The organism is Ruminococcus gauvreauii (assembly GCF_025151995.1).
GTDB lineage: Bacteria > Bacillota > Clostridia > Lachnospirales > Lachnospiraceae > Ruminococcus_G > Ruminococcus_G gauvreauii.
Genome location: NZ_CP102290.1, coordinates 3,522,701 through 3,547,683 on the forward strand (window position 1 = coordinate 3,522,701; position 24,983 = coordinate 3,547,683).

General features: G+C 49.7%; 22 protein-coding genes. All 22 read left to right on the top strand.

Features of this window, described 5'->3' with window-relative positions:
- The first annotated feature begins 7 nt into the window (after positions 1-7).
- The 22 genes from NQ502_RS16580 (at position 8) to NQ502_RS16685 (ending at position 24,968) form a co-directional block, all read left to right on the top strand.
- Positions 8-217, top strand: a complete 210-nt coding sequence (locus tag NQ502_RS16580; protein ID WP_028527282.1) for a hypothetical protein — start codon at positions 8-10, stop codon at positions 215-217.
- Between the two features lie 619 nt (positions 218-836).
- Positions 837-1,808, top strand: coding sequence for an ABC transporter permease (locus NQ502_RS16585; protein WP_028527281.1), 972 nt, complete (start codon positions 837-839; stop codon positions 1,806-1,808).
- Between the two features lie 28 nt (positions 1,809-1,836).
- Complete coding sequence (locus tag NQ502_RS16590) at positions 1,837-3,333, top strand: sugar ABC transporter ATP-binding protein (RefSeq protein WP_028527280.1); 1,497 nt, start codon at positions 1,837-1,839, stop codon at positions 3,331-3,333.
- 10 nt (positions 3,334-3,343) lie between these two features.
- A complete protein-coding gene (locus NQ502_RS16595) occupies positions 3,344-4,333 on the top strand; it encodes an ABC transporter permease (protein WP_028527279.1) in 990 nt (329 codons plus the stop codon).
- 248 nt (positions 4,334-4,581) lie between these two features.
- Positions 4,582-6,123: a type I 3-dehydroquinate dehydratase gene (locus tag NQ502_RS16600; protein ID WP_169579902.1), complete on the top strand. Its 1,542-nt coding sequence runs from the start codon at positions 4,582-4,584 to the stop codon at positions 6,121-6,123.
- A 12-nt stretch (positions 6,124-6,135) separates the two neighbouring features.
- Complete coding sequence (locus NQ502_RS16605; RefSeq protein WP_028527277.1) at positions 6,136-7,167, top strand: zinc-dependent alcohol dehydrogenase; 1,032 nt, start codon at positions 6,136-6,138, stop codon at positions 7,165-7,167.
- Between the two features lie 18 nt (positions 7,168-7,185).
- Positions 7,186-8,232 (top strand): zinc-dependent alcohol dehydrogenase, encoded by a 1,047-nt coding sequence (locus NQ502_RS16610; RefSeq protein ID WP_028527276.1) that lies wholly within the window; start codon positions 7,186-7,188, stop codon positions 8,230-8,232.
- Positions 8,233-8,255: 23 nt separating this feature from the next.
- A complete protein-coding gene (locus NQ502_RS16615; RefSeq protein ID WP_028527275.1) occupies positions 8,256-9,269 on the top strand; it encodes a Gfo/Idh/MocA family protein in 1,014 nt (337 codons plus the stop codon).
- A gap of 11 nt (positions 9,270-9,280) precedes the next feature.
- Entirely contained in the window at positions 9,281-10,165 is an 885-nt protein-coding gene (locus tag NQ502_RS16620) for a radical SAM protein (RefSeq protein WP_049898008.1), read from the top strand.
- A 55-nt stretch (positions 10,166-10,220) separates the two neighbouring features.
- Positions 10,221-11,468, top strand: coding sequence for a substrate-binding domain-containing protein (locus tag NQ502_RS16625; protein ID WP_028527274.1), 1,248 nt, complete (start codon positions 10,221-10,223; stop codon positions 11,466-11,468).
- 285 nt (positions 11,469-11,753) lie between these two features.
- Entirely contained in the window at positions 11,754-12,899 is a 1,146-nt protein-coding gene (locus tag NQ502_RS16630) for a GntR family transcriptional regulator (protein WP_028527273.1), read from the top strand.
- A 196-nt stretch (positions 12,900-13,095) separates the two neighbouring features.
- Positions 13,096-13,959 (top strand): NAD(P)-dependent oxidoreductase, encoded by an 864-nt coding sequence (locus NQ502_RS16635; RefSeq protein ID WP_028527272.1) that lies wholly within the window; start codon positions 13,096-13,098, stop codon positions 13,957-13,959.
- A gap of 22 nt (positions 13,960-13,981) precedes the next feature.
- Positions 13,982-15,022, top strand: a complete 1,041-nt coding sequence (locus tag NQ502_RS16640) for a LacI family DNA-binding transcriptional regulator (RefSeq protein WP_028527271.1) — start codon at positions 13,982-13,984, stop codon at positions 15,020-15,022.
- 308 nt (positions 15,023-15,330) lie between these two features.
- The gene (locus NQ502_RS16645; RefSeq protein WP_049898007.1) at positions 15,331-16,338 is read left to right on the top strand and encodes a phosphoglycerate dehydrogenase; all 1,008 of its coding nucleotides are present in this window, start codon (positions 15,331-15,333) and stop codon (positions 16,336-16,338) included.
- A 40-nt stretch (positions 16,339-16,378) separates the two neighbouring features.
- Entirely contained in the window at positions 16,379-17,365 is a 987-nt protein-coding gene (locus NQ502_RS16650) for an ABC transporter permease (protein ID WP_028527270.1), read from the top strand.
- Positions 17,366-17,382: 17 nt separating this feature from the next.
- Positions 17,383-18,900 carry a sugar ABC transporter ATP-binding protein gene (locus tag NQ502_RS16655; RefSeq protein ID WP_028527269.1) on the top strand — a complete coding sequence of 506 codons (1,518 nt, stop codon included), beginning with the start codon at positions 17,383-17,385 and terminating at the stop codon, positions 18,898-18,900.
- A gap of 16 nt (positions 18,901-18,916) precedes the next feature.
- Entirely contained in the window at positions 18,917-19,915 is a 999-nt protein-coding gene (locus tag NQ502_RS16660; RefSeq protein ID WP_028527268.1) for an ABC transporter permease, read from the top strand.
- 88 nt (positions 19,916-20,003) lie between these two features.
- The gene (locus NQ502_RS16665) at positions 20,004-21,200 is read left to right on the top strand and encodes a sugar ABC transporter substrate-binding protein (protein WP_028527267.1); all 1,197 of its coding nucleotides are present in this window, start codon (positions 20,004-20,006) and stop codon (positions 21,198-21,200) included.
- A 79-nt stretch (positions 21,201-21,279) separates the two neighbouring features.
- Positions 21,280-22,044: an MBL fold metallo-hydrolase gene (locus NQ502_RS16670; RefSeq protein ID WP_028527266.1), complete on the top strand. Its 765-nt coding sequence runs from the start codon at positions 21,280-21,282 to the stop codon at positions 22,042-22,044.
- Positions 22,045-22,053: 9 nt separating this feature from the next.
- A complete protein-coding gene (locus NQ502_RS16675) occupies positions 22,054-23,133 on the top strand; it encodes a uroporphyrinogen decarboxylase family protein (protein WP_028527265.1) in 1,080 nt (359 codons plus the stop codon).
- Between the two features lie 22 nt (positions 23,134-23,155).
- Positions 23,156-24,172, top strand: a complete 1,017-nt coding sequence (locus NQ502_RS16680) for a zinc-dependent alcohol dehydrogenase (protein WP_028527264.1) — start codon at positions 23,156-23,158, stop codon at positions 24,170-24,172.
- A 16-nt stretch (positions 24,173-24,188) separates the two neighbouring features.
- Positions 24,189-24,968 (top strand): HpcH/HpaI aldolase family protein, encoded by a 780-nt coding sequence (locus NQ502_RS16685; RefSeq protein ID WP_049898006.1) that lies wholly within the window; start codon positions 24,189-24,191, stop codon positions 24,966-24,968.
- Positions 24,969-24,983 lie beyond the last annotated feature (15 nt).

The window sequence follows — 24,983 nt, forward strand, 5'->3', positions numbered from 1 at the left end:
TGAGTATATGAGAATTCCTGAAAAATGGACGGGGAAAATTGTGTTTGCCGTGCAGGCAGTCCTGGTTTTGCTCTACGTTCTGTTCACATTCTGGCAGGACATCCGCGAAAAAAGAAAGCGTGCCAGAAGAGTACAGCAGCAGGAAGAGAAAGAGGCTGTACGCTATACGAAGGCAAAATACCGGCAAAAAAGAAAGAATTTAAAAAAAAGAAAATAAAGTGTATAAGAAACGCCGTTGCGGTCATACTATAAATATCTACAGAGGGATGATCACAACGGCGTGACGTTTCTTTGCAGATTACCAGGAATCACATTGGAATCCCCCTCCAATGGTGAGTGACGAAAGACAAAAAGAAATACTTATCCTCCCCTTTAACCCCCGTGGCTGCGGAAACCCGCAGTTTTCGGGGGTTTCTTAATGTTTTTGAGAAAATAAGTACCGAAAAAGTGTTGTCAAAGTGTTGTCAAACTGCTGTCAGATATCTAACAGTTCTTTTCGGCTCACGCGCCTTGTTTCGTGATAATATGCCGTTTCCCAGGTTTTTTTCTGCATTCGCACATTCCTCCTCATATGATTATTGCAAATCATACCATAAATAAATGATATGATGCAATATACAACATGAACAAAAGCATACCATTTGCACAATAAAGATGGGATTTAATTGTGTGATTTGTAGAAATGGTATGAAAAGTGCAAAGTTTGCTTGAAAATAAGTATGAATAGTTATATATTCATGCTATGAAGATATTGAAAACGGGGGAAATATAGAATGAATATAAAATAAAAAGTACTCTTATTCATTCTAAAAAGCATTGTACAAGGAGGTTAAACGATGGGGAAAATGAAACAAAGTCCAATTGTTAAGAAGCTGGGGTTCAACAGAATCATGTTATTTCTGGTTATGGTCTTGATATACGCAGTTTTTTGTGTATTGATTCCTAATTTCTTCGGCCCGTCCCATGTGATGAGTATGCTTAATTATGCGTGCTTTCTGGGGTTTCTGGCATTGGGTGTCACATTCGTAATTGCAACGGGAGGTATTGATTTCAGCATCGGACCCGTGATGTTCTGCTGTGCACTGGTTTCCGGCTATGCGATGAATCAGTATGGCCTGCCGATGGCGGGGGCGTTGGTCATGTGTATTCTCGTAGGAATGCTGTTTGGTGTATTTAACGGTTATATGGTTGCTTATTGGGATGTGCCCCCGTTCATCATTTCTATGGCATCCATGAACATTGCAAAAGGACTTGCATCGGTCTGTACAAAAACAACGACTGTGAGCTGGCCGCAGAGTACGGATCCGGGCGGATGGTTCCGCAGCCTTTTGAAGGTGGGAGATATCCCGGTGGGACTGCTGATCTTTCTGATTGCAGCGGTGATTTGTTCGGTTATCCTGAACAACACAAGACCGGGGCGATACATTCTCGGGCTGGGGAGCAACCGTGAAGCGGTCCGCCTTTCGGGCGTTAATACAAAGAAATGGGAGATGATCGCATTTATTATCTGCGGTACTTTGGCAGGCATTGCAGCTATTTTCTTTGCGGCAGCGTATTCGACGGTTCAGCCGGGATACGGCGACCAGTATAACAACGAAGCAATTGCCGCATGTGTGATGGGCGGCACATCCATGATCGGAGGTCTGGCATCCATCGGAGGCACGGTCATCGGGGCGCTGATCATTGCACTGATTCAGGAAGGCATTCTGGCAATGAAATTTACCAAGGATATTCAGCTGATCATTACGGCGATTATCGTGATTACGGCTGTTTACGTTGATGTTACCGCAAGGCGCAGAAAGAACTGATTGACCGATAACTGTAAAGGAGAAGAGAATGGGCGAAATTATTTTGGAAATGAAACAAATTGACAAATCGTTTCCCGGTGTTCATGCCCTGGATCATGTTGACTTCGACGTGAGACGAGGTGAGGTGCATGCGCTGATGGGAGAAAACGGAGCCGGTAAATCAACACTGATGAAAGTTCTGACAGGAATTTATACGAAAGATTCCGGTTCTATCGTGTATGAAGGAAAAGAGATTGAATTTCGCAGCGCGAGAGAAGCACAGAATGCAGGCGTCATTATCGTGCATCAGGAGCTTAACATGGTGGGTGATCTGACGGTTGCTCAGAATATTTTTCTTGGCCGCGAACCGAGAAAAGGATTCGGCGTCGATGACAGAAAGATGATTAAAGACTCAAGAGAACTTTTTGAACGCTTGAAAATCGACATTGATCCGGCGGCGAAAATGAGTGATCTTACCGTGGGAAAACAGCAGATGTGTGAAATTGCAAAGGCGATTTCCCATAAAGCGAAGGTGATTATTTTTGATGAACCGTCTGCGGCGCTCACGGAAAAAGAGATTGAAGATTTGTTTGCTATTATTCGTGATCTGCGTAAGGACCAGCTCGGCATCGTCTATATCTCCCATCGCATGGATGAGATTAAGGTCATTACGGACAGAGTGACGGTGATGCGTGACGGTACATATGTCGGAACACTGATTACGAAGGAGAGTACGAAGGATGACATCATCAACATGATGGTGGGGCGCATCATCTATGAAGACCCGAAACAGCAGAGTGCCTGCCCGGCGGATGCACCGGTGGTCCTGAAAGTTGAGAATCTGAATGCCGGGAAGATGGTAAAAAATGTGAATTTTGAGCTGCATCAAGGTGAAATACTGGGATTTTCCGGGCTGATGGGTGCGGGCCGCACGGAGATGGCGCGGGCATTGTTCGGTGCAGATCCGAAACAGAGCGGCAGCATTTATATAGGCGGTGAAAAAGTGGAGATTAAATCTCCGCAGGATGCCGTCAGACATGGAATCGGTTATCTTTCGGAAGACAGAAAGCGCTACGGCGTCGTCGTAGGAAGATCTGTTGCGGAAAATACAACGATGGCATGTCTTGAAAACTACCTGAATGGTTTTTTGATTAATAAAAAAGCGGAAAACAGAGCTTCCGATGATTATATTGAGAGACTGGCGACGAAAACGCCGAATTCAGAGGAACTGGTCGTGAATCTCTCCGGAGGCAATCAGCAGAAAGTCGTTATCGCGAAATGGCTGGCCCGTGACTGCGATATTCTTATTTTCGACGAGCCGACGAGGGGGATTGACGTAGGAGCAAAAAATGAGATCTATAAACTGATGAATCAGCTGGCTGCGGAAGGGAAATCCATTATCATGATTTCCTCGGAAATGACGGAGATTCTCCGTATGAGTGACCGGATTGTCGTGATGTGTGAGGGTGAGATCAAGGGAGAGATTGATATTTCTGAAGCTACCCAGGAGAATATCATGGACAAAGCGACGAGAAATATTTCTTAGGAGGGGCGTTATGAACAAAAAAAGCAGATTTCAAAAACTGGCGGCGAGCCAGGAATTTATCGTATTTATCATACTGATTTTGCTGTATGTGGGATTCAGTGCCCTGAATCCGCAGTTTGCACGGTATACAACGCTGGTTACCATGTCTGACTATGCGAGTTTCTATATGCTGATGGCATTCGGTGTGGGCCTTACGCTGATCACAGGCGGTGTTGATCTTTCCATCGGTACCGGATTGGTTGCATACGCGGCGATCGGCGGCGCTGTCATTAAGTTTCTTGAGGCGCCGGTGATCGAGGGGATGCTGGTAACGCTTCTTGCGGCGGGAATTTTCGGTCTTGCCAATGGCATTATGGTGGGTGTTATGAATCTGCCGCCGTTTCTGGTAACGCTGTGTACCAGCATGATTGCCCGCGGGGCAGGATCTCTTGTTGCAAACAACTATGCGATTCCGTGGCCGATGATTTCTCAGCCGGGCGGATGGTTTCATAATATGTTCAAAATCAAAACAGAAGCCGGTACACTGATTCCGATCGGGTTTATCTGGATTTTGATTCTGGTGCTTGTTCTGCGCTACGTGCTGAACAGTACAAAATTCGGACGTTATGTGATTGCCATCGGATCCAACCGGGAAGCAACGCTGCTGTCCGGTGTCAATGTCAGGCTCTACCATGTATTGGTCTATACAGTCTGCGGATTATTCACCGGTGTTGCTGCTCTGGCGTACGCGGCTGCCACGCCTACCATTCAGCCGGGACAGGGAGCCGGTATGGAGATGGATGCCATCGGCGGCGCGATTGTCGGCGGCGTATCGGCGGCAGGCGGATACGGGACGATTCCCGGTATATTCGTCGGCACCTGCGTTATTCTGGTGCTGAAGGTAGGTCTGCCATTTGTCGGTCTGAATGCAAACTGGCAGCAGATCATTACGGGGCTTGTATTGCTGGCGGCGGTATTGATCGATATCGTGAAACAGAGAAGAGCAGCAAAGGCATATTAGTTTTCATGGTATTCGTTCACGTAAAAATAGAATCTTTTGCACAAAATAGAATCATTTTCGGCGTATAAAATACAAAAAGCGCATGAAAGTAAAAAATGTACTTGAAAAATAGAATGAATTGGTGTATATTCATACTATAACCAAACAAATGGAGAAATACATAAGAATGAATAATGTATTTCTCGGATGAATTCATCCGGATATCAAATTTTGATTACCGAATGAATCGAACAGAAAGGAGCATAAAAATGATTTTGACAAAGAAAACGGTACGGGTAAAAAACGCAGTGGTAGGTGGTAGTGACTACACAAGATTTATAGCAATCGCACCGTCAAGTGCTGAAGACATGAGATGTCAGATGAAAGAGGCGGCGGCGTTGGGAGAAGCCGGTATTGAGATTCAAGTCGGAAATCTTGCAAACATCAGTGACGCGCTTGTTGTTTTGAAAGAATGTAAAGATGACATGGCAGGGCAGGCGGTGATCCTTAACCTGGATACAACAGGCTGCGACGCGGCAGCATCGGATGATGAGAAGTTGAAAGCGGCAGAAGAAGCCGCAAAGGCAGGTATCGTTGATATCATCGGTGCGGAGGCATTCGCATCTGAGACATATGTTGCGGCAATGAAGAAGATTACGGTTGAAAGCGGCGTGAAATTGATGCTTTCTTATATCAATTTTGACGGAATTGCGTCGGAAGATGAGATCATACATACGGCAAAAGCAGCAGAGACGAAAGGTGCAGACATGGTTTACCTTGCGTATATGACGAAAAATGACCCCGATGTGATCGTGCTGGGCTATGCGGCAAAGAAAATCGCGGCGGACAATCTTATCAGCGTGCCGGCTTGTATATTTCCGATGGGAGAAGTCGGATTCCAGACACGTATCTTGTCGGAGCGATGCGGAAATAACTTCGGTTTCTATCATCTCGCCGAACCGGAAAGCGGCCTGTTCGAAAGCTATGCACAGTATCAGGCGATGCATGAGATTTACGGCGGCTGCGAGAAAATACAGAGCAAAGTTCAGTTCAACATGGGTGAGAAACACGTCATGGGAGGCAAACGTTTCATCCGTTGTTTCATGCTGAAAGAGAGGACGAAGAACGATATTCTGGAAGCGGCAAGAAATGTGGCGCGTTACAACCCGGAGATGGTCGAATGGCGCGTGGATTACTGTCTGCCGATGGACAGCAGCAAATTTACAGAAGACTACTGGAAAAATACTCTGAAAGAGATCAAAGAAATCCTGCCGGATGTTCCGATGCTCATGACATTCCGTGTCAAGAAAGAGGGTGGAAAAACATGGTATCCGGATGCGCTTCGTTTAAAAATGGCCTGCGCACTGGTAGGTACAGGATTGGTTGAATACTGTGACTGTGAGATCGACAATGACATCGATTATATCAACACACTCAAAGATGCCTGCGTGAAATCAGATACAAAATTTGTTGTATCGCAGCATAAATGGACAGAGACGCCGGGCAATGAGGAGATTGCGGCAACTTTCAGAGAATGTGTGGAAAAAGGCGCAGATCTTCCGAAATTCTATTTGATGGCGACGAATTACGACGATGCAGTCCGGACATCTGTCGTGACGAAAAAGCTCAGAGAAGAGGAACTGGATATGCCGATCATTATCTGTGCGATGGGAGATACCGGATTGATCACCAGGACGCTTGGCGGCTGCATGGGCGCTGACTTTGAGTTCATTGATGTTACCGGCATCAAGGGCGGAGAGGAAGAAGACGTCCGCTACGTTGATCAGCTGGCAGAAATTTTTGAATATTAAGGAGGATATGATATGAAAGCAGCAATATTTGAGGGCGAAGGTGTCCTTACCGTGAAGGATATTCCGGCGCCGAAGATCGTAAAGCCGGACGATGTGATTATTAAAGTGGAGGCGGCCAGCATCTGCGGCAGCGATATCCATGGACTGGCAGTGCCTCCGGGACAGTATATGAAGCCCGGCATCATTTACGGACATGAGTTCAGCGGCGTGGTCGCCGAAGTCGGTGATGAGGTAACAGGGTTTGCGGTTGGCGACAGAGTGGCTGTCAACCCGCGTGTCCGCTGCGGGAGCTGCTATGAGTGCACCCATGGAAGAGGTGATCTCTGTTCCAACTCAGACCATTACGGACAGCTCGCGGACGGCGGATTTGCAGAATATGCGCGGACAAGCGCCAAGCAGCTCTATCATGTGGCAGACGGCGTCAGCCCGGATCTTGCGGCACAGACAGAACCGCTGGCATGTGTTGTCAGTTCGCTCAGAAAAGTAAATCCGATACCGATGGATTATGTGATTCTCTACGGTGCGGGTCCCATTGGCCTGACATTCCTGCGCACACTGAAAGCATTCGGCGTAAAAAATCTCATCATGACGGCAAAAGGTGAAGATCGTGTGGCTGAGGCAAAAGCATGCGGCGCCGATATCGTTGTGGATGTAGAAAAAGAAAATATTGAGGATGTTGTAAAGGCAAACTGGCCGTTCAAGGCAGACGTGATTATCGATGCGGTGGGGAGAGGCGCTGTTCTTCCGGAGGCAATGAAACTGATCAACCCGCAGGGACGTATCCTTCTCTTTGGACTGGACAACAACGCCCGTTCTGAAATCGCACCGGGCGCAGTCGTACTGGATGAGATCATGATCGTCGGTGCACTGGGCAAGGATTTCCCGGGAGCTCTGGAACTGCTTCAAAATGAAGAACTCGGGCTTGAGAAATTTATCACCCACAGGTTTACACTGGAAGACATTCATAAAGGAATCGAGCTGATGAGGAACAAGAAGGCGTGCCGTGTATTGATCTATCCTAACGGGCTGCCCGGGAATGACTGATCGGAGAGGAAGATGACCATGAAAGAAGGAATGATGAAAGGGATTGCTTTTATCGGCACCGGCAAATATGCGCATGTGGAAAGACCGATTCCGAAAATTGAAAAGAATCACGATGTGCTGATCAGGATACTTGCCACAAGCATCTGCGGTACAGACGTACATATTCTGGCAACACCGCCGCTGTATCCGGCGACGCTGGGAACTATTATCGGTCACGAGATGGTGGGCGAGGTCGTGGAATGCGGCAGTGAAGTGACAGAATTTGGGGCTGGCGACCGCGTGATCATGGACAACAATATCGCCTGTGGGACGTGTGAGATCTGCAGGCTCGGAGACTACAATGTCTGTCCGAATATGAAGTCTATCGGTATGGAGATTGACGGAACGTTCGCACAGTACTGTGTGGCGCCGGACAGTAACCTGGCAAAGATCAGCAAAGATGTGCCCATTGAGCGGGCAATCTTTGCAGAGCCGCTGAATGTGGCATTCGGCGGATTGAAGAAAGTAAGGATGATGCCGGGGGACAATGTGGTGATCGTCGGCGGCGGTCCGATCGGAATGTATTTTGTAAAGCTATGCAAGCAGATGGGAGCCGGTAAGGTTCTTGTGACCGGAAGATCCCCGTCCCGCAGAAAGTATCTGGAAATGAGCGGTGCACACCGCATCATCAATACACGGGAAGAAGACCTGCTGACAGCGGTGCATGAGGAGATGCCGCTCGGTGCAGACCTGGTGATTGAGTGTGTCGGCACCATGATCGGTCCGTGTGTTGATTGCTGCAGGCCGGGAGGAACGGTGCTCGTGGAAGGATTGAGCGAGAATGAGTATCAGAGCATCAGCCAGCACATCATCGCGCGTAAGGGAGTGAATGTGATCGGCAGCTTCATCGGAAATAACGTTCTTCAGGCGGTTGCCAACGGACTGAACAGCGGAATGCTGGATTTCGAATATATGATTACCCATAAACTGACATTTGATCAGTTTGACGAGGGACTGGAAGCGATGCGAAACGGAACGGCGCTGGAAGTCATACTGTATCCATGGGGACTCCCCGGGGAATCGTAACGGACAGCAGGAAAGGAGAAGATATGGAATTAGCAATTGGAGTAGTGGGACTCGGCGCGATCGGCAGAGATCATGTCAAACGTTTTCATGAACGGATCACCGGCTGTAAAGTGGTTGCTGTTTCCGAAGTAAATCAGGAAGTCGGACGCAGGGTTGCCGAGCAGTACGGCGCAAAATTTTATGCGGACGGCGAAGAACTGATCAACAGCCCCGAAGTTCAGGCGGTGGTGGTCACTACATGGGATCCGGCTCATGCGCAGTATGTACTGGCAAGTATCAAGGCCGGCAAATATGTGTTCTGCGAGAAGCCGCTGGCAACGGAGGCTGCAGAGTGTGAGAAGATTCTTGCGGCGGAGCAGGCATTCGGCAGAAAAATCGTTCAGGTCGGGTTTATGCGCCGCTATGATCCGGGCTATACGGAACTGAAGAAAACGATCGAGGAAGGAAAAATCGGTCAGCCCCTGATCGTCCATGCGTGTCACAGAAATATGACCCATGCGGCGACGATGACATCGGAGATGTCCATCAAAAACTCCGGCGTTCATGAAATCGATGTTCTGCGCTGGCTTCTGGATGACGAGTATGTATCAGGGCAGGTCGTTCTTCCGCGGCAGAGCCGCATTTCGGCCAAAGAGGGACTGCAGGATCCGCAGATCATGATGCTGAGAACGAAGCAAGGGATCTGTATTGACGTGGAGATCAGTCAGAGTTCCGGATACGGATATGATATTCAGTGTGAAGTTGTGGGTGATCTGGGGACGGCAAAGCTGCCGGATCCGCCAGGAGTGATCACGAAGACGGATTGCAGCCGCGTGACAGGCATCATGCCGGGATGGGAAACACGGTTTGTTGAGGCATACAACATTGAGATGCAGGACTGGGTTGACCGCGTGAAAAATGCGCAGCCGCTCGTCGGCGCCTCCGCATGGGACGGCTATGTGGCCTGTGTGACATCCAATATATTGGGACAGTGCCGCGAGGAAGGCGGAACATCAAAGGAAATCGTCCTTCCGGAAAAACCGGAATTTTATAACTAAGAGGAGACGCTATGCATTACAATGGACCGATCGTACGGCCGCAGACAGATGCAGACAGTATTTTTATTGAAGTGACCGTAGGCTGTACTCACAATCAATGCAGTTTTTGTAATTTTTATGAAGGATATCCCTTTTCTGTCGCATCAATGCAGCAGATTGAAGAGGATTTGATCGAGGCGAGCCGAAGATACCCCGCGGCGAAAAAAATCTGGGCCAACGGAGGCAATCCATATGCGCTCGGCACAGAAAGACTGGCCACAATCGGCAGGCTGATCAAAACATATTTTCCGGAAAGCCGCATATCTGCTTACGCCAGAGTCACGGATCTTACACGAAAGAGTGTGGAAGAGATGAGACTGCTGAGAACGTGTGGATTCGAGGATTTGGTTGTAGGCTTTGAGACGGGCGATGATGAGGCGCTTGCATACGTAAATAAAGGATACACATCAGCGGATGTCCTGTCAGGCTGTAAAAAATTAGAGGAAGCGGGGATTGATTATCGGCTGATTTTTCTGGGCGGTCTGGCGGGCAGAGGAAAATGTGAAGAATCTGCAAAAAAGACGGCACATCTGCTGAATCAGCTGAATCCGTATCTGATGTATTTGAATTCCGTATCGATACTGCGGGGGACAAAATTGTACGAAGACCGTGAAAGCGGCATTTTCCAGGAAGCGGGAGAGCGGGAGCTCGTATTGGAATTCATCACGATGCTGGAACGCCTGGAACATGAGATCGCAATTTTTGCGGCACCGAACACAACGCCCTTTTCCTTTTTTGTGGATTTGCAGCCGCAAAAGCAAGAGCTTCTCGACTTTATGCGAAAGTATATAGATGAACTTGATGAGAAGCAGGAAGAACAGATTGCAAAGCAAAGGAGCAGCGGCAGAAGCGTTTAGAAACCATTTAAAGTCGTAAGACACTGAGGAACAGGTAAGAGAGAGGAAAAATCTTATGAGAAAAAAAGTATTGGCACTGGGACTTATCTTCGCTATGACATTGTCGCTTTTCGGATGCGGGGGAAAAGAAGAAGGAGCAGCTTCGACAGACATAGCCGCGGCAGAAAAAACAGATGAAACAGAAAAAGAAACAACAAAAGAAGGCAGGGATGAGACGGCAGGGTCCGAAGTGACCACGGTAGGTGACTCCGAGGCCTGGGTAATGAACATGGACGATATGCTGGCGGGTTCCCCGTTTGAAGGATTGACAGCAAATGAAGCATACAGTTATCAGCTGATTGTAAAGTCTTTTTCAGCGAGCTTTTTCACGGCGGTTGCAGAAGGAGCCGAAGCGGCGGCCGAAGAGCTGGGTGTTGAACTGACCTGCAACGGACCGAATACAGAGTCAGATATCGCGGATCAGGTGAATATGTTTAACACGGCAATCCTGAACGGACTGGATGGTGTTGCAATTGCACCGTCAGATGCCTCGGCGGTTCTCGACTCCCTGAAAACGGCAAAAGAAAAAGGTGTTCCGGTCGTGTTATTTGACAGCGGTGTAGAAAATGCACCGGAAGGGTCTGTTCTGGGAACAGTGGCAACAGACAGTGTGGCAGCAGGCCGAATCGGAGCAGAAAACGTCTACAACGCAGTTTCTTATAAAGTAAGCGATGGCCCGATCCGTATCGGTATGGTGGCAAATGACAGTACATCTGCAAGCAATACGCTGCGGGGCCTGGGATTTGTAGACGGTATCATTGAGCTTGGCAAAGCGGATGGATACAGTGTCGCGGTGATCGGAAACGAATGGTTTACAAAGAATTGCTCTGACGTCGGTGATGAGAGCACGGCTGATATCATCGTAGAGTGCAGGGTACCTGCTACGGCATTGGTAGATTTTTGTGCAAGTGAAGTGTCTGCGGTCTGTAACAAAACAGACACGGCTGCAGTATTCGGAACGAACCAGACAGTCACAGAAGGAATCATCATGGCAAACAACAACCTGCAGGTGTTGGGATCTGACCCGGATACATCCATCATCGGAACGGGATTTGACGCAGGCGCTACGATCAAAGAGAACGTTGCCAATGGTACACTGTACGGATGTGTGACGCAGATGCCGTATGCAATGGGATATTACTCCATCGCAACACTGGTAGCAAATAATAATGGTGATGAGACGGGCGACCTGCCCATTCCCGCGTACTGGTATAACGCAGAGAACATGGACGATCCGCTGATTGCGCCTAATCTTTACGACTAATCGCTGCCGTTATCTGGCTGCACCCGGGTTTCTTGACTTTTGATACGGTTTCATTTATTATTTAACGGTAACAGTTCAGGACGGCGGGGAAATTAGTACAGAAAGCAGCGTCAAGCTTGCTTGTAAGTTGCTTTCTGTACTAATTACCACATCGGATGAACATCCGATGCTTCTTGACCGGATTTTCCGGTCAAGAAGATGCGCCATCCTGAACAGTTACATTTAACGTAGCAGTTTGGACGCCGGACAGGCGGCATAAATAAAAAACTAAGGGCAGGGAGCGGGATGGCTGATTTTAAATATAAACAGGTGGCAGATAACCTGAGGGTCTGCATTGGGGAAGGCACATTTAAGCCCGGTGAGCGAATTCCTACAGAACCTGAGCTCTGTGAGCGGTTCCATGTGGGGAGACAGACGCTCCGCAAGGCGGTAGCGCTGATGGAAGAGGCCGGATATCTGAGGCGGGTTCAGGGAAGCGGTACGTATGTCTGTGAACGGGAAGAAAACCACGGTGGCGAGCCTCGGAGAGATGCACCGGAATATGTGATGAGAGTTCCGGCGGAAGAAGGGGAGAATCGTACGATTACCCTGGTGATGATGAACGGGAAGAGTTATGTCTTTTTGGATATCATGCAGGGAATATCGGAGGTTCTGACGGCGAACGGCTATATTCTGAATATCGTGATCACGGATGGTGACTATGATAAGGAACGGATGATCCTGGAAAATATGCTGCAGAATCCTCCGGCAGGACTGCTGTTCGAACCGGTGTGTTCGGGACTCCTTTCTGTTAATGATTCGCTCTGCAGGGAAGTATTTTCCAGGATTCCGGCACTTATGATTCATATGGATTCCGTACCGCATTTCCCGTTTATAGCACTAAATGATCGGCAGGGGTCCAGAATGCTTGCCAATTATTTGATTTCGCTGGGACATAAACGAATCGGAACGGTGTATGCGTTTGATGAATACACGGGACAGAACCGATACAGAGGATTTCTGGATGCGCTGCGGGAACATGGGATGCGTCATATACCGGGAGATAATGTGTGGATGTTCCATGAGCGGATGAACGATCTTTTTAAAGCGGACGGATGCATTGCGCTGGAACGTATGCGTAAAGAGGTGACCGCAATCATGTGTCACGATGATCGTGTGGCAAGTAAACTGATTGGTTACCTTGGAAAAAAACAGGTTCGTGTACCGGAAGATATCTCGGTTGTCGGTTATGACAACAGTCTATATTCTCAGCTTGGCGTTGCCATTACTACGGTGACACATCCGGGAACGGAATATGGAAAAATGGCGGCGGATGCATTGCTGCAGATGATTTATTCGCAGGAAAGCGTTGATCTTTCCCGTTATTCTGTTGAGCCGGAGTTGGTGATTCGTGATTCTGCCGGACCGCCCCCTGAAGTGTCATTGGATTAATTATTTTTTATATCGTGTAAAGAGAGCCCGATTCTCAGGGTACCAGTTCTTTTAACAGCTGGTCTTCCATGAGATGAGGGCATTTTTTAATTTATCAGGAAAATGATTCTTCCAAATTAAATCGATTTTCTTCTGGAATTTTTCTGGAATATCCATTATAATGGGGATAACAGCTGGAAAGGAAATAAGTGGCATGATGAAAAGAATTAGTTTTATCGGTGTTGGCATTATGGGAAAATCGATGGTGAGAAATCTGATGAAAGCAGGATATGAGCTTCATGTCTATGCAAGGGTGAGAGCAAAGGCTGATGATGTGATCCGGGAAGGGGCGGTGTTCCATGAATCAATAGCGGACTGCGTGGCTGCCGGTGAGGTTCTGATCACGATGGTTGGATTTCCGGCAGATGTGGAAGAGGTTTATTTCAAACAGGGAAATATCATGGACAGTGCGGTCAGGGACATGTATCTGATCGATATGACAACGACGAGTCCGCAGCTGTCAGAGAAGATTTACCGTGAGGGAAAGATGAGGGGTCTGCATGTGCTGGATGCTCCGGTCACGGGAGGTGACAGCGGCGCGAAGAACGGCACACTGTCAATCCTCGTGGGCGGCGATAAGGAGGACTACGAGACCTGTCGTCCCGTCTTCGAGGCGATGGGAACGAATATCAACTATCACGGACCGGCAGGGAGCGGACAGCATGCGAAGATGGTGAATCAGATTATGATCGCGGGAACCATGTCGGGTATCTGTGAGGCATTCGCGTATGCCGAAAGCAGAGACCTGGATCTGAAGACCGTGCTGAGATCGGTGTCCTCCGGTGCGGCGGGAAGCAGTCAGCTGAATGCCTTTGGCGAGAAGATTCTTGCGGAGGATTATCAGCCGGGATTTTATATGAAGCATTTTATCAAGGATATGAGGATCGCGCTGGAGCAGGCCGAGGAGAAGGGGCTGCACCTGCAAATGCTTGGCACGGTACTTGCCAGCTATGAGAAGCTGCAGGAGGATGGACTTGGCGATCTGGGTACGCAGGCGCTGATCAGGTATTATACAGAGTAAAATTAAAAAAGGAATTAGGTGTATGCCAAAGACGAAAGTAACGATAAAGGATGTCGCCCGGGAAGCGGATGTGAATCCATCCGTTGTCTCACGGGTGCTCAATAAAGATTCGACGCTGAAAGTCCGCGAGGAGACGAGAGAACGGGTATGGGAAGCGGCGGCCAAGCTGAATTACCGTCCGAACAGGATGGCAAAGATGCTGCGCACAAAGAAGTCGAAGATGATCGCTGTGCTGATATCAAAATTCAGTGACCTTTACTTTACCGCCATACTGGAAGGAATCGTATGGGTTGCAGAGGAGAGAGGTTATATCATCTCCGTTTTTTCAACGGAAGAAGACAGAAAGAAAGGCAGCAAATGTATCGAAACCGTGTATGAATACGGCATGGATGGTGCGATTCTGGCTTCCTCTTATGTCGAGGAAAAAACTCTGCAGCAGCTCAGGTACTCCAGTGTGCCGATGGTTATGCTGCGCAGAAGCTCCAGGGAATTCGGAGTGATGGGGATGCTGGCGGATGAACTGGCCGGTGTGTCCATGGTGATGGAGCATCTGATCGGATTGGGTCATCAGAAGATTGCGCACATCTCCGGCGAGTTGTTTTCGCGTTCGGGACTCAAGCGGTTTGAAGGTTACCGAAAAGCCCTGTATGAGAATGGAATCCCATACCGGGTGGAATACGTACAGGAGTCCGATCAGACAGAGAAGGGCAGTTATGATGCGATGATGCGTCTGCTGGAGCTTGAAGATCCGCCTACCGCAGTGTTCGCGTTCAATGATACCGTGGCCTTCGGAGCCATGAGTGCCATACGGGACAAGGGTCTTCGCATACCGGACGATATATCAGTGGTAGGACATGACAATACCATTCTTTCCGAACACACATATCCGAGGCTGACGACGGTCGACAGCCGGATGAAGGATATGGGGGAACTGGCGGCAAAGATGCTGATTGATGCCATTGAGGGGAAAGAAAACGCCGGTGAACGCGGTGAGCCTGAATGTGATATTAAGATTGAACCGCGTTTTGTCGTGCGTGAGAGCACGGGGAGAGTCAGAAAATAAAACAGTAATCACAGAAGTAGCGGCAAGTCCTTCACAGGACCTGCCGTTTCTTTTGGTGCGAAAAGAGAAACGATTTAATTCTTCTGCATTTTGTAGAAAAACCGTCAATTCCATGAGGAGATTCCGATTACAGTGTGTTTTTTCGGAGAAAACAAGGGAAAAAGCCGTCGTATTTAACAAAAAAATATAAAAATAATTCAACAAATTGTAGAAAAACATTAAGAAAAACGATTTAACGTTGACTTTGGTGTGCCTAAGAGGTATTATCTTTGTAAGAAAAACGATTTAATGAAAGAAGGAGGAAAAGTATGAGCCGCAAAATTGCGATGACACTGGAAGCGAGAGAGGGCTATGAGATGCTGAGACTTCAACAGCTGATTCGTGACCACGGGTTTGAGCCTGTTTTTTATGACCACCTTTCGACAGACGGGGAGGTGATTGAAAAGCTGAAAGACTGTGATGCAGTGATTGCCGGAGGAGACGAATATAACCGGCATGTTCTGAGTGAACTGGCAAAGGCCGGGAGACTGAAGATTATCGCCAGGTTTGGTGTCGGGTTTGACAAGGTGGACCTGGAAGCTGCAAGTGAATTCGGGATCGCCGTTACGAACACGGCTGGAACGATGTCCATGCCGGTAGCGGAACTGACGATGACTCTGATTCTGTCGACAGCCAGAAGCATAGCCTTCTGCGACAGAAAGCTGCGGGAAGACGGATGGTTTACAGGACCTGCGAAAGGCAGCCTCGATGGAAAAACGGTAGGGTTGGTAGGGTTCGGAGCTATTGCGAAGAAACTGGCGGAATATCTCTCGGGGTTTCATTGCCGTATCCTGGCGTATGACATTTGTTTTGACAGGGAGGCGGCAGGGAAGCTGGGTGTCGAGCAGGCGACGATAGAGGAGATTGCAGCAGAATCAGACTTTGTCAGTCTGCACACGCCAAAAACGCCCGAGACCGTTGGGATGTGGAATAAACGTCTGTTAGCAATGATGAAGCCGACCGCCTTTCTGATCAATACCAGCCGCGGAGATATCGTAAATGAAAGGGACCTGATCTGGGCACTGGAAAACAGAGTGATCTGCGGGGCAGGGCTGGATGTGTTTGAGGAAGAACCGCTGCCCAAGGACAGCCCTCTTCTGAAAATGGACAACGTGATATTGATTCCTCATAATGCCGGATGGAATGACCAGTCCGAACTTGTGACCGGAGGAAGGGCGCTTGAGAATATCATCGATCTGTTTGAGGGGAGGAGGCCGAGAAATATCTTGAATCCTGATTACGCCAGCCATATCAGTGGGCAGAAGCATGTGGGGTAGCCGGCGGTTTGGCTGGGAACGAGTGAAAGGAGAATAATATATGAGTGGAGTAGATAGTAAAACTGTCCACAGGAGGTCGCAGGACACGGTAAAGGAATTTCTTCTACGGTCAGAGATGATCACCGTGTATGTGATGGTTGTGCTGGTTGCAGTCACCTCTGTCCTGAGTCCTGATTTTTTGCAGGTGGGAAACTTTATTTCTATTTTAAAACAGTATTCCTTCTACGGCATCTGCGGCGTCATGCTGACTTTTCTGATGGTGTCCCTTGCATTCGATATGTCACTCGGAAACACAGTGGCGCTGTCGGGCTGCATCGCAGCGATCCTGATGCGTGATTTTGGAGTATCCTTCTGGCTCGGAGCACTGGTGGCACTGGCAGTGGGGACGCTTCTGGGTCTGATCAATGGTTTTCTTCATGGGGTCCTGAAGATACAGGCGTTTATGGCAACTCTCGGAACGTGTTACGTATACAGAGGTATATTCTGGGTACTGTCAAAACAGGCATCCGTAGAATGCGGGGAAGCCGTGAAGGCGTCCGGTATCCCGGGGTCTGTCCTGGGTCTGCCGACCTCCGTCTGGGTGCTGATCATTCTTGCGGTCATCGGGCATATTGTACTGAAATATACGAAATTCGGACGATCCACTTACATAATCGGAAACAATCTGGAGGTTGCCAGAGAGGTTGGTATCAGCGATACAAAGATAAAAGTGATTTTGTTTGCCTGCCTCGGCTTTGTAGCCGGACTCTGTGCCGTATGCTTTATGCTGACATACGGTTCCATTCCGCCAAGCACCGGCGCTAAATATGAGTTTTACGTAAATGCCGGAACAGTCATCGGCGGATGCAGCGTCTACGGCGGAAAAGGATCGATCGTCGGATCCCTGATCGGTACGGCGGTGATGACGATCGTTCAGTTTTCACTGCGTTCTCTCGGCGTCGCGCCGGGTTATCAGAATACGGTGCTGGGAGCCATACTGCTCCTGGTTATCCTGATCGATACTGTGAAAGAAAAGAAAAAGATGTAAGCGGGGGAGGCAGTCATATGAAAGAAGATTATATTCTGGAAATGAAGCATATTACCAAGAGGTTCGGCAATTTTACCGCCCTTGAGGATATGAACATTTCTGTAAAACGCGGAGAAATACATGCCATATGCGGAGAAAACGGGGCAGGAAAATCGACTCTCATGAAGGTTCTCCATGGCTATTACCCCTATGGTACATACGAGGGCGAGATCCGCATGGATGGACAGCTTTTGTGTTCCGCCAACACTACGGATTCACAGAGGGCGGGTATCGCCATGGTTTATCAGGAGATCAACTGCCTCGGCACGCTGACGGTCTCGGAGAATATTTTCTCCTCAAAGATGATGTACAACAAACTGGGGCTTGTGGATTACAAGGCAATGCATAAGGAATGTGAGAAGGTGTTTCAGGCTGTCGGTCTGGACATTGACCCGAGGACGCTTATGGGAAAACTGAATACAAGCCAGCAGCAGCTTGTGATGTTTGCCAAGGCCGTCAGGGAGAACGCCCGGCTGATCATCCTGGACGAACCGACATCTTCCATCACCAAGATGGAAGTAGACCATATGATGGAAGTGGTGCGCAGTCTCCAGAAAGACGGCATCACCTTCCTGTACATCAGTCATAAGATGGACGAGATCTTTGCGCTGGCAGACAGATGTACCGTGATTCGCGACGGCAAAAGTATCGGCACCATGGCCAGAGAAGAATTCAGTCTCGGCACCATCATCTCCATGATGGTGGGCAGGGATATCGGCGACGTGTATCCGAAGCGGACACCGAAGATCGGAGGAGAAAAACTGAGGATTGAGAATCTGACCATTCCGCATAAGCGGGTGAAGGGAAGAAATGTGGTCGACAACGTATCTTTCAGGCTGAATAAGGGAGAGATTCTCGGTCTCGCCGGAATGGTGGGCGCAGGGAGAAGTGAAATCTGCAACGGAATCTACGGGGCGTTAAAACGCACCTCCGGAACGTTTTTTATCGACGGAAAAGAGGTGGTTATCAACAGCGTAAGAGACGCTATGAGAAACGGCATCTCTCTGCTTTCCGAGGACCGGCATGAGAGCGGACTATTCCTGCAGGATAAGACGGTGAAGAATAATCTGACGGCATCTATTCTGCCGCGGCTGAGGCAGGGCATATTTCTGTCCGGACCCAAAGTAACGGCAGCTTCCGGCAAAATGATGACGGAGCTGCAGATCAAGGCGGAGAGCATGGACAGCCGTATCACCTCCCTCTCCGGAGGAAATCAGCAGAAAGTGTCCCTCGGGAGATCGCTGCTGGCAGAACCGGATATCCTGCTGCTGGATGAGCCGACACGCGGTGTTGACGTAGGTACCAAGAATCAGATCTACCATCTGATCTATCAGCTGGCGGACGCCGGTATTTCCATCATCGTGATATCCTCGGAGCTGCCGGAGCTCTTAAATATCTGTGACCGGTTCCTGGTTATCGCGGAGGGAACGATCAAGGGAGAGATGAATCGCGAGGAAGCTTCGGAAGAGGCGATCATGCAGTATGCGGTGCAGTGAGAAGGGAGGGTGAAACATGTCAGGAAAAGTGAAGAACAGAGTGTTAAGCAGGGATTCGCTGGCGTATAAGCTGCTGAATTTCAAGGAAATGAGCGCCGTTGTGCCGATTATCGTACTGCTGATCATCGGGATTGCGATCAATCCTAACTTTATGAATAAGGCAAACTGGTGGGCGCTGTTAAGGACAGCCAGCTTTATGGGAATCGTCGCTGTACCTGTGGCATTCCTGCTGATGACAAAAAGTATGGATCTGTCAGTCGGCCAGGTGGTGGCCTCGAGTTCCGTTATTTTTGCCATCATGTGCTGCAAAATGAACATCCCTGTGCCGCTGGCATTTGTCATCATCATGCTCTACGGTGCGCTGATCGGATTGATCAATGGTTTCTTGATCGTGGATGTCGGAATTCCCTCGTTTCTTGTGACACTGAGCATGCAGTTTGTACTGCTGGGCATTGCCACCCAGCTGGTCGAGGGCGTATCCATCACCGGTTTCCCGGAATGGTTTCAAAGAATTGGCTCATGGAAACTTTTCGATTTCATCACGGTTGAAATGATGGTATTTTTGGCGGTTGGCGTTATCGGCTGCATCTTTCTGGCTAAGACGGTGTCCGGACATCAGCTGCTGATGATCGGTACGAACGACAGGACTGCCGAGCTCTGTGGAATGAAGGTAAAAAAGATACGCAGGACTGCTCACATTCTCACCTCCACGCTTGCTGCGCTGACGGCGGTGCTGTTCTCGGCGAGAACGGGGCAGGCGACCAGCGGTACCGGAGGTGAGTGGGACATGCAGCTGATGATAGCCGCCATGATCGGCGGCACCAGCAATTACGGCGGACGCGGTTCCATCGTCGGTGCGATGCTCGGGATCATCTATATGCGAATTCTGCTGAATGTGCTGATTATGCTGGGACTCGCCGGTGACTGGCAGTATGTGGGGATGGGAATCAGCATGATCTTTGCGATCGTGTTTGACTACTGGCGGACCAGAGTGACCATGACACAGGTCAGGTGACCAAACGCGCAGATGTGGGAACTGTATCTGCTGCAGGCATTATACAGCAGGTATCAATATAACACCTTAAAAACAAGGAGGAACAAGTATGAAGAAAAGATTTCTAGCTATGATCAGTGTATTTGTGATTGCATCGATGGTCATCACAGGCTGCGGCGGCTCATCCGGGGGAGAATCATCCTCTGAGAGCAAGGCGGAGGACACCGCGGAAAAAGAATCCGCTGGCGGGGAAGACAAAGACGAGGTCCGGGAGGATGCGGCAGATGATACCGGGAATAGCGGCGGCTCCACAGCTGACGTAGCATCCTCTGAAAATCCGCTCGCCGGACTGAAGAATCTGGGCGATGTAAAAGGCGGCGGACAGTCCTTTAAGATTCTGTCCGCTCAGGATAACTTCGGCGAGTTCCATGTGACTTTTTATCAGGGAGCGCTTTACGCTGCGAAAGAGATCAAAGAGAAATACGGCATCGATGTTGCGATCGACTTTAAGGCAGGCTCCGGGACCGTTACAGATGCGGCGGAACTGAATGGAATCCTCGAACAGGGCGTGAATGAGGGGTATGACGCAATCATGACTCCGGGATACAATGCATCTTCCGTCAAGAGTGCGTGGGAGTACGCCGCCTCGAAGGATGTGCCGATGTTTGCGTGGTGGGGCGACCATCTGGAAGAGTACGATGATCTGATCGCTGCCTGGTGTGTCAATGATACCGTACAGCAGTGTACGAAAATCACAGAATATATGATTAATCATGCGAAAGAACAGGGTGCAGAACCGAAAGTTGTGATCATGTCCCAGGGAAGCACCGATGTGGAGACGATCATTGTGGACGCTACGACGAAGATCTGTGATGAGATGGGAGTAGACGCAAAGACGGTTATCGTGACGACAGACAGCGCAACTCAGATTGAGGCGATCTCCAACGCATATCAGGCGGATCCGTCATGGAATATCTGGCTCGCCTACACGGGGGAAGCGGGTGTTTCAGCAGCGACTGTATTTAAAGAATTCGGCGTGACGGATGATATGTTTGTCGCAGGTATCGACGCTACCAGCACACATCTTGACTGTCTGGAAGAAGGCACGAACGTATGTCTTCTGGAACAGGGAGTCTACTCAGCCGGCTACGTGGCGGCATATCAGGCGGTCGACTATCTGCTTGACGGAAAGCTCGACACACTGGATTATGTTGAGATCACGGCCAATGATATTGTGAATATGGACAACTACGATGCATGGAGGGCTGTCAATGACATTGTCATGGAGGCGATTGAAAGCAACTGACAGCCATAACCTTTCTCCTTTTTGTGGTGGCCGGCAATGTCCGGTCACCATGCAGCGGAGACAAAAACGGAGGGTGTAAATGATGGATGTTTACAGAAGATCCGCTGATGAGCGGATCAGGCTTACCTGGATGGGAGGAGCCGGATTCCTGATTACCTTTGGCGGGCTGCGGATCGGAATCGATATCTACCTGTCAGATGCCTGCCACGGAGCGGACGGTTCCTTTAAACGGCTGACTTTGGCGCCATGCAGGGCACAGGAGCTTGACCTTGACTATCTGATCAGCACACATGACCACGGCGATCATTTTGATGTGATCTCAGTGCCTGAGATGCTGAACATGAACGGGAGGATGAAAGTCATATGTCCTTCTTCCGTCATAACATTTGCCGGGAATATGGGGCTTGACACAAGCCGCTTTATCAGGCTTGACCGGGGAAAGATGTTTCAGGAGGAAACGTTTTCCCTGCAGGCAGTTACGGCAGATCATGGGGAGGAGACCCCGGATGCCATAGGCGTTATCATTAAAATGGGAGGAAAACGTATCTTTTTTGCAGGCGACGGTACCTGGCACGATCATTACCGGGAGCTGACGATGGGCGAGACGGGATTTGACGTGCTGCTTGTGGCGATCAACGGGAGATACGGCAATCCGGATTCCAGTCAGGCTGCGGACATTGCGTCCATGCTGGAAGCGAAGCTGGTGATACCGTGTCATTACTGGATGTTCCGGGAACACGGGGGCGATCCACAGACTTTTGTCACGGCGTGTCTTGAAAAGGAACCGCCTTTAAAACCGGTGGTTCTGGCTGTCGGCGAAGCGTACACATTACAGGATGATTGAGGGAGCGATATGAGAGCAGACCAATTTAATTACGACGAGTATCTGAAGGTATGTGAGGAAGTGGAGGAACGCGCAAAGGGTTTCAGGCGGGGAGAATTTCTCCCGGTTACCTGCTGGACACTGGGTGAGGGTATCTATGGTGTGAACAGCCGTGACAGGGAGCGGATGCTGAAAGCACAGCTGGACGGCATCACGAGAACGATGGAGGCGAAGACGGATCACCTTCCTTACCTGGAGCCGTGGCATGGAATCGGTGTATTCGCAGAGGCTTTTGGCTGTCCGTTTGAGTTTAATGACACCGATGCCCCCTGGACGAGGACGATCGTCAGGGATATCGAAGATTTAAAGCGTCTGGAAATGCCGGATATCGCAAACTCACGGATGCTGCAGATGGTTCTGGAGACGACAGAATATTTTAATGAACAGACCAAAGGCCAGATTGCGATCGCTGCCACAGATACCCAGTCACCGCTCAATACCATGAGCCTGATCTGCGATGTGGACTGGCTGCTTCTCGCGGCGACGGATTATCCGGAGGAATTTCACAGGGTGATGGGCATGATCACAGATCTGATTATAGAATTCACAAAAAAACAGCGTGCCCTCTGTGACAGGCCGGCTACACCGGGACATACCCTGTGGTCGGCTTCTCCGGTCAGCGGCATCAGCCTTTCGGCGGATATGATGGCGATGTGCGGCAGGGACTTCTATGAGGAATTCTCCAAACCGTATGACGAAAAGATCGGCAGGGAGCTGGGCGGCGCCGGCATGCATTCCTGCGGAAAATGGCATTTTAATTTTGAGATGGTTAAAAGTATGAAATACTGTTCCATCATTGATCTTGCCATCAGCCTGCCATGGGATCCCAGCCCCAATATTCCTGAAAAAATCGCGGAAGCCTTCGGGGGAACGGACCTTCCCGTTCACTGTCGCGCTGACGTGGCGGATATCGAGGCCATTGACATGCTGATCCGCTCGGATGCGAGGATGATCTTCAGTCTCTGGTGGGATGACGATCCCATGATCCGCCAAAGGAATTACGATATGGTCAAGGAACGCTGGGAAATATACAGGGAAGAGACAGCCTGAAAGCGAACGGGGGTGAACGAAAATGAAAGCATTTGAGATCAGAAAACCGGGGGACTATGGGATCATCGAAACAGACGTGCCGGATATCTCCGAGGAGGAAGTCCTTGTTAAAGTAGGATATGCGGCAATCTGCCATTCTGACATCGATATGCTGACGGGAAACAGGAAGCATCTGGTCAGATATCCGAATATTGCCGGTCATGAATTTGCCGGAACGGTTGTAAAAACAGGGTCCAGGGTACTGGGATTTCGGGAAGGGGATACGGTTGCCTGTGAATGCATGATTCTCTGCCGCCAGTGTCCGGAGTGTGACATGGGATATGTGTCCTGTGAAAACTACAGTGAACTCGGTTTTATGCAGGGCGGAGGATTTGCCGAATACTGTGCCGTACCGGCGCGAAACTGTCACAGATTTACAAAAATGACGATGGAGCAGGCCGCGCTTACAGAGCCGATGGGAAACGGTCTTGCGATCGTGGAGGCGGCACAAATAAGGCCGACAGACACTGTGGTCATCATCGGTCCGGGACCGATCGGACTGAATGCCATGCTGTGTGCCAGGCTTAAAAATCCAGGGCAGATCATCATGGTGGGGACGCGCCGGGAGAGACTCAAATATGCACAAGGCGCGGCGGATGCACTTGTCAATATCCGTGAGGAGGATGCCAAAGCGCGCATTATGGAGCTGACGGGCGGCAAGGGTGCACAGGTGGTGCTGATGTGTGCGACTACGGTATCTGCGTGTGAGCTGGCGCTTGAGATTGCAGGCCAGAACTGCCGCATCATTGTGGAGGGAGTACCGGGAGAGACACCGGTACCGGTTAATTTTAACGATTTTGTAACAAAAGTTCTGACGATCCGGGGAGTCGCCGGCGTCACATCTGAACAGTTCCGCAGAGTCATCAGCCTGGTGGAAAACGGGTACCTTGATCCTTTGCGTTTTGTGACGCATACCATGGCGCTTGCAGATATAGAAAAAGGCTTCGAAATGCTGCAGGCGCGTGATCAGGATGTGGTAAAGATTCTTGTGAAGCCGTGACAGAATGGAGGATAACATGAATAAATTTTTTGAGAAAATCAGAGGCGGAAAAATGGCTGTCGGAACACATGCGCAGTTGGGCAGCCAGCCGATTATGGAAATGTTCGGTATCGCGGGATTTGACGCCGTATGGATTGATACGGAGCACACGGCGATCGACAAACAGGATCTTCTGAACTGTATCATCGCACTGAATGGTTACGGCACAGCTGCCATTGTCAGAATCCCGTGGAATGATCCGGTGCTGGCAAAACCGGTACTGGAGATGGGGGCGGACGGCATCATTTTTCCGTATGTCCGTTCCGCGGAGGATGTGCAGCGGGCGATGGAAAGCTGCATTTATCCGCCCGGCGGATGCCGCGGATTCGGTCCGGTCCGCGCCAACCGGTACGGTATGATGGGAAACCGGGAATATTTTGACAGCTATATCGAAGACACATTCAGGGTCGTTCAGATTGAGCATGTGGATGCCGTCAGCTGTATCGATGAGATTCTGAAGGTAAAGTATTTAAGCGGAATTGTCCTGGGTCCGAACGATCTGTCCGGGTCTCTTGGAGTTCTGGGACAGACAGATCATCCGGAGGTTGTGAAGTGCTTTGATACTGTTGCGAAGGCTGCGAAGAAAGCGGGCGTTCCCTTTGGCGTATCCACCGGATACAATGTCGGTTCCGGAGGCGGGAGCCTGAAACAGTGGGTTGACCGGGGAGCTGATTATATCTTCGTGGGCTCTGATGTGTCCTATGCGATGTCGGGAGCCGCCGCTGCATACAGGGAAGTCAGCGATCTTGTGAGGTAAGTGAGGAGTTTGCAT

Bases quoted from the DNA above. Each gene is read 5' to 3' on its own strand.
- NQ502_RS16630 (WP_028527273.1), top strand. From the start codon at position 11,754: ATGGCTGATTTTAAATATAAACAGGTGGCAGATAACCTGAGGGTCTGC.
- NQ502_RS16610 (WP_028527276.1), top strand. From the start codon at position 7,186: ATGAAAGAAGGAATGATGAAAGGGATTGCTTTTATCGGCACCGGCAAA.
- NQ502_RS16685 (WP_049898006.1), top strand. From the start codon at position 24,189: ATGAATAAATTTTTTGAGAAAATCAGAGGCGGAAAAATGGCTGTCGGA.
- NQ502_RS16680 (WP_028527264.1), top strand. From the start codon at position 23,156: ATGAAAGCATTTGAGATCAGAAAACCGGGGGACTATGGGATCATCGAA.
- NQ502_RS16635 (WP_028527272.1), top strand. From the start codon at position 13,096: ATGAAAAGAATTAGTTTTATCGGTGTTGGCATTATGGGAAAATCGATG.
- NQ502_RS16580 (WP_028527282.1), top strand. From the start codon at position 8: ATGAGAATTCCTGAAAAATGGACGGGGAAAATTGTGTTTGCCGTGCAG.
- NQ502_RS16620 (WP_049898008.1), top strand. From the start codon at position 9,281: ATGCATTACAATGGACCGATCGTACGGCCGCAGACAGATGCAGACAGT.
- NQ502_RS16585 (WP_028527281.1), top strand. From the start codon at position 837: ATGGGGAAAATGAAACAAAGTCCAATTGTTAAGAAGCTGGGGTTCAAC.
- NQ502_RS16655 (WP_028527269.1), top strand. From the start codon at position 17,383: ATGAAAGAAGATTATATTCTGGAAATGAAGCATATTACCAAGAGGTTC.
- NQ502_RS16600 (WP_169579902.1), top strand. From the start codon at position 4,582: ATGATTTTGACAAAGAAAACGGTACGGGTAAAAAACGCAGTGGTAGGT.
- NQ502_RS16590 (WP_028527280.1), top strand. From the start codon at position 1,837: ATGGGCGAAATTATTTTGGAAATGAAACAAATTGACAAATCGTTTCCC.
- NQ502_RS16615 (WP_028527275.1), top strand. From the start codon at position 8,256: ATGGAATTAGCAATTGGAGTAGTGGGACTCGGCGCGATCGGCAGAGAT.
- NQ502_RS16605 (WP_028527277.1), top strand. From the start codon at position 6,136: ATGAAAGCAGCAATATTTGAGGGCGAAGGTGTCCTTACCGTGAAGGAT.
- NQ502_RS16675 (WP_028527265.1), top strand. From the start codon at position 22,054: ATGAGAGCAGACCAATTTAATTACGACGAGTATCTGAAGGTATGTGAG.
- NQ502_RS16670 (WP_028527266.1), top strand. From the start codon at position 21,280: ATGATGGATGTTTACAGAAGATCCGCTGATGAGCGGATCAGGCTTACC.
- NQ502_RS16660 (WP_028527268.1), top strand. From the start codon at position 18,917: ATGTCAGGAAAAGTGAAGAACAGAGTGTTAAGCAGGGATTCGCTGGCG.
- NQ502_RS16650 (WP_028527270.1), top strand. From the start codon at position 16,379: ATGAGTGGAGTAGATAGTAAAACTGTCCACAGGAGGTCGCAGGACACG.
- NQ502_RS16645 (WP_049898007.1), top strand. From the start codon at position 15,331: ATGAGCCGCAAAATTGCGATGACACTGGAAGCGAGAGAGGGCTATGAG.
- NQ502_RS16665 (WP_028527267.1), top strand. From the start codon at position 20,004: ATGAAGAAAAGATTTCTAGCTATGATCAGTGTATTTGTGATTGCATCG.
- NQ502_RS16625 (WP_028527274.1), top strand. From the start codon at position 10,221: ATGAGAAAAAAAGTATTGGCACTGGGACTTATCTTCGCTATGACATTG.
- NQ502_RS16595 (WP_028527279.1), top strand. From the start codon at position 3,344: ATGAACAAAAAAAGCAGATTTCAAAAACTGGCGGCGAGCCAGGAATTT.
- NQ502_RS16640 (WP_028527271.1), top strand. From the start codon at position 13,982: ATGCCAAAGACGAAAGTAACGATAAAGGATGTCGCCCGGGAAGCGGAT.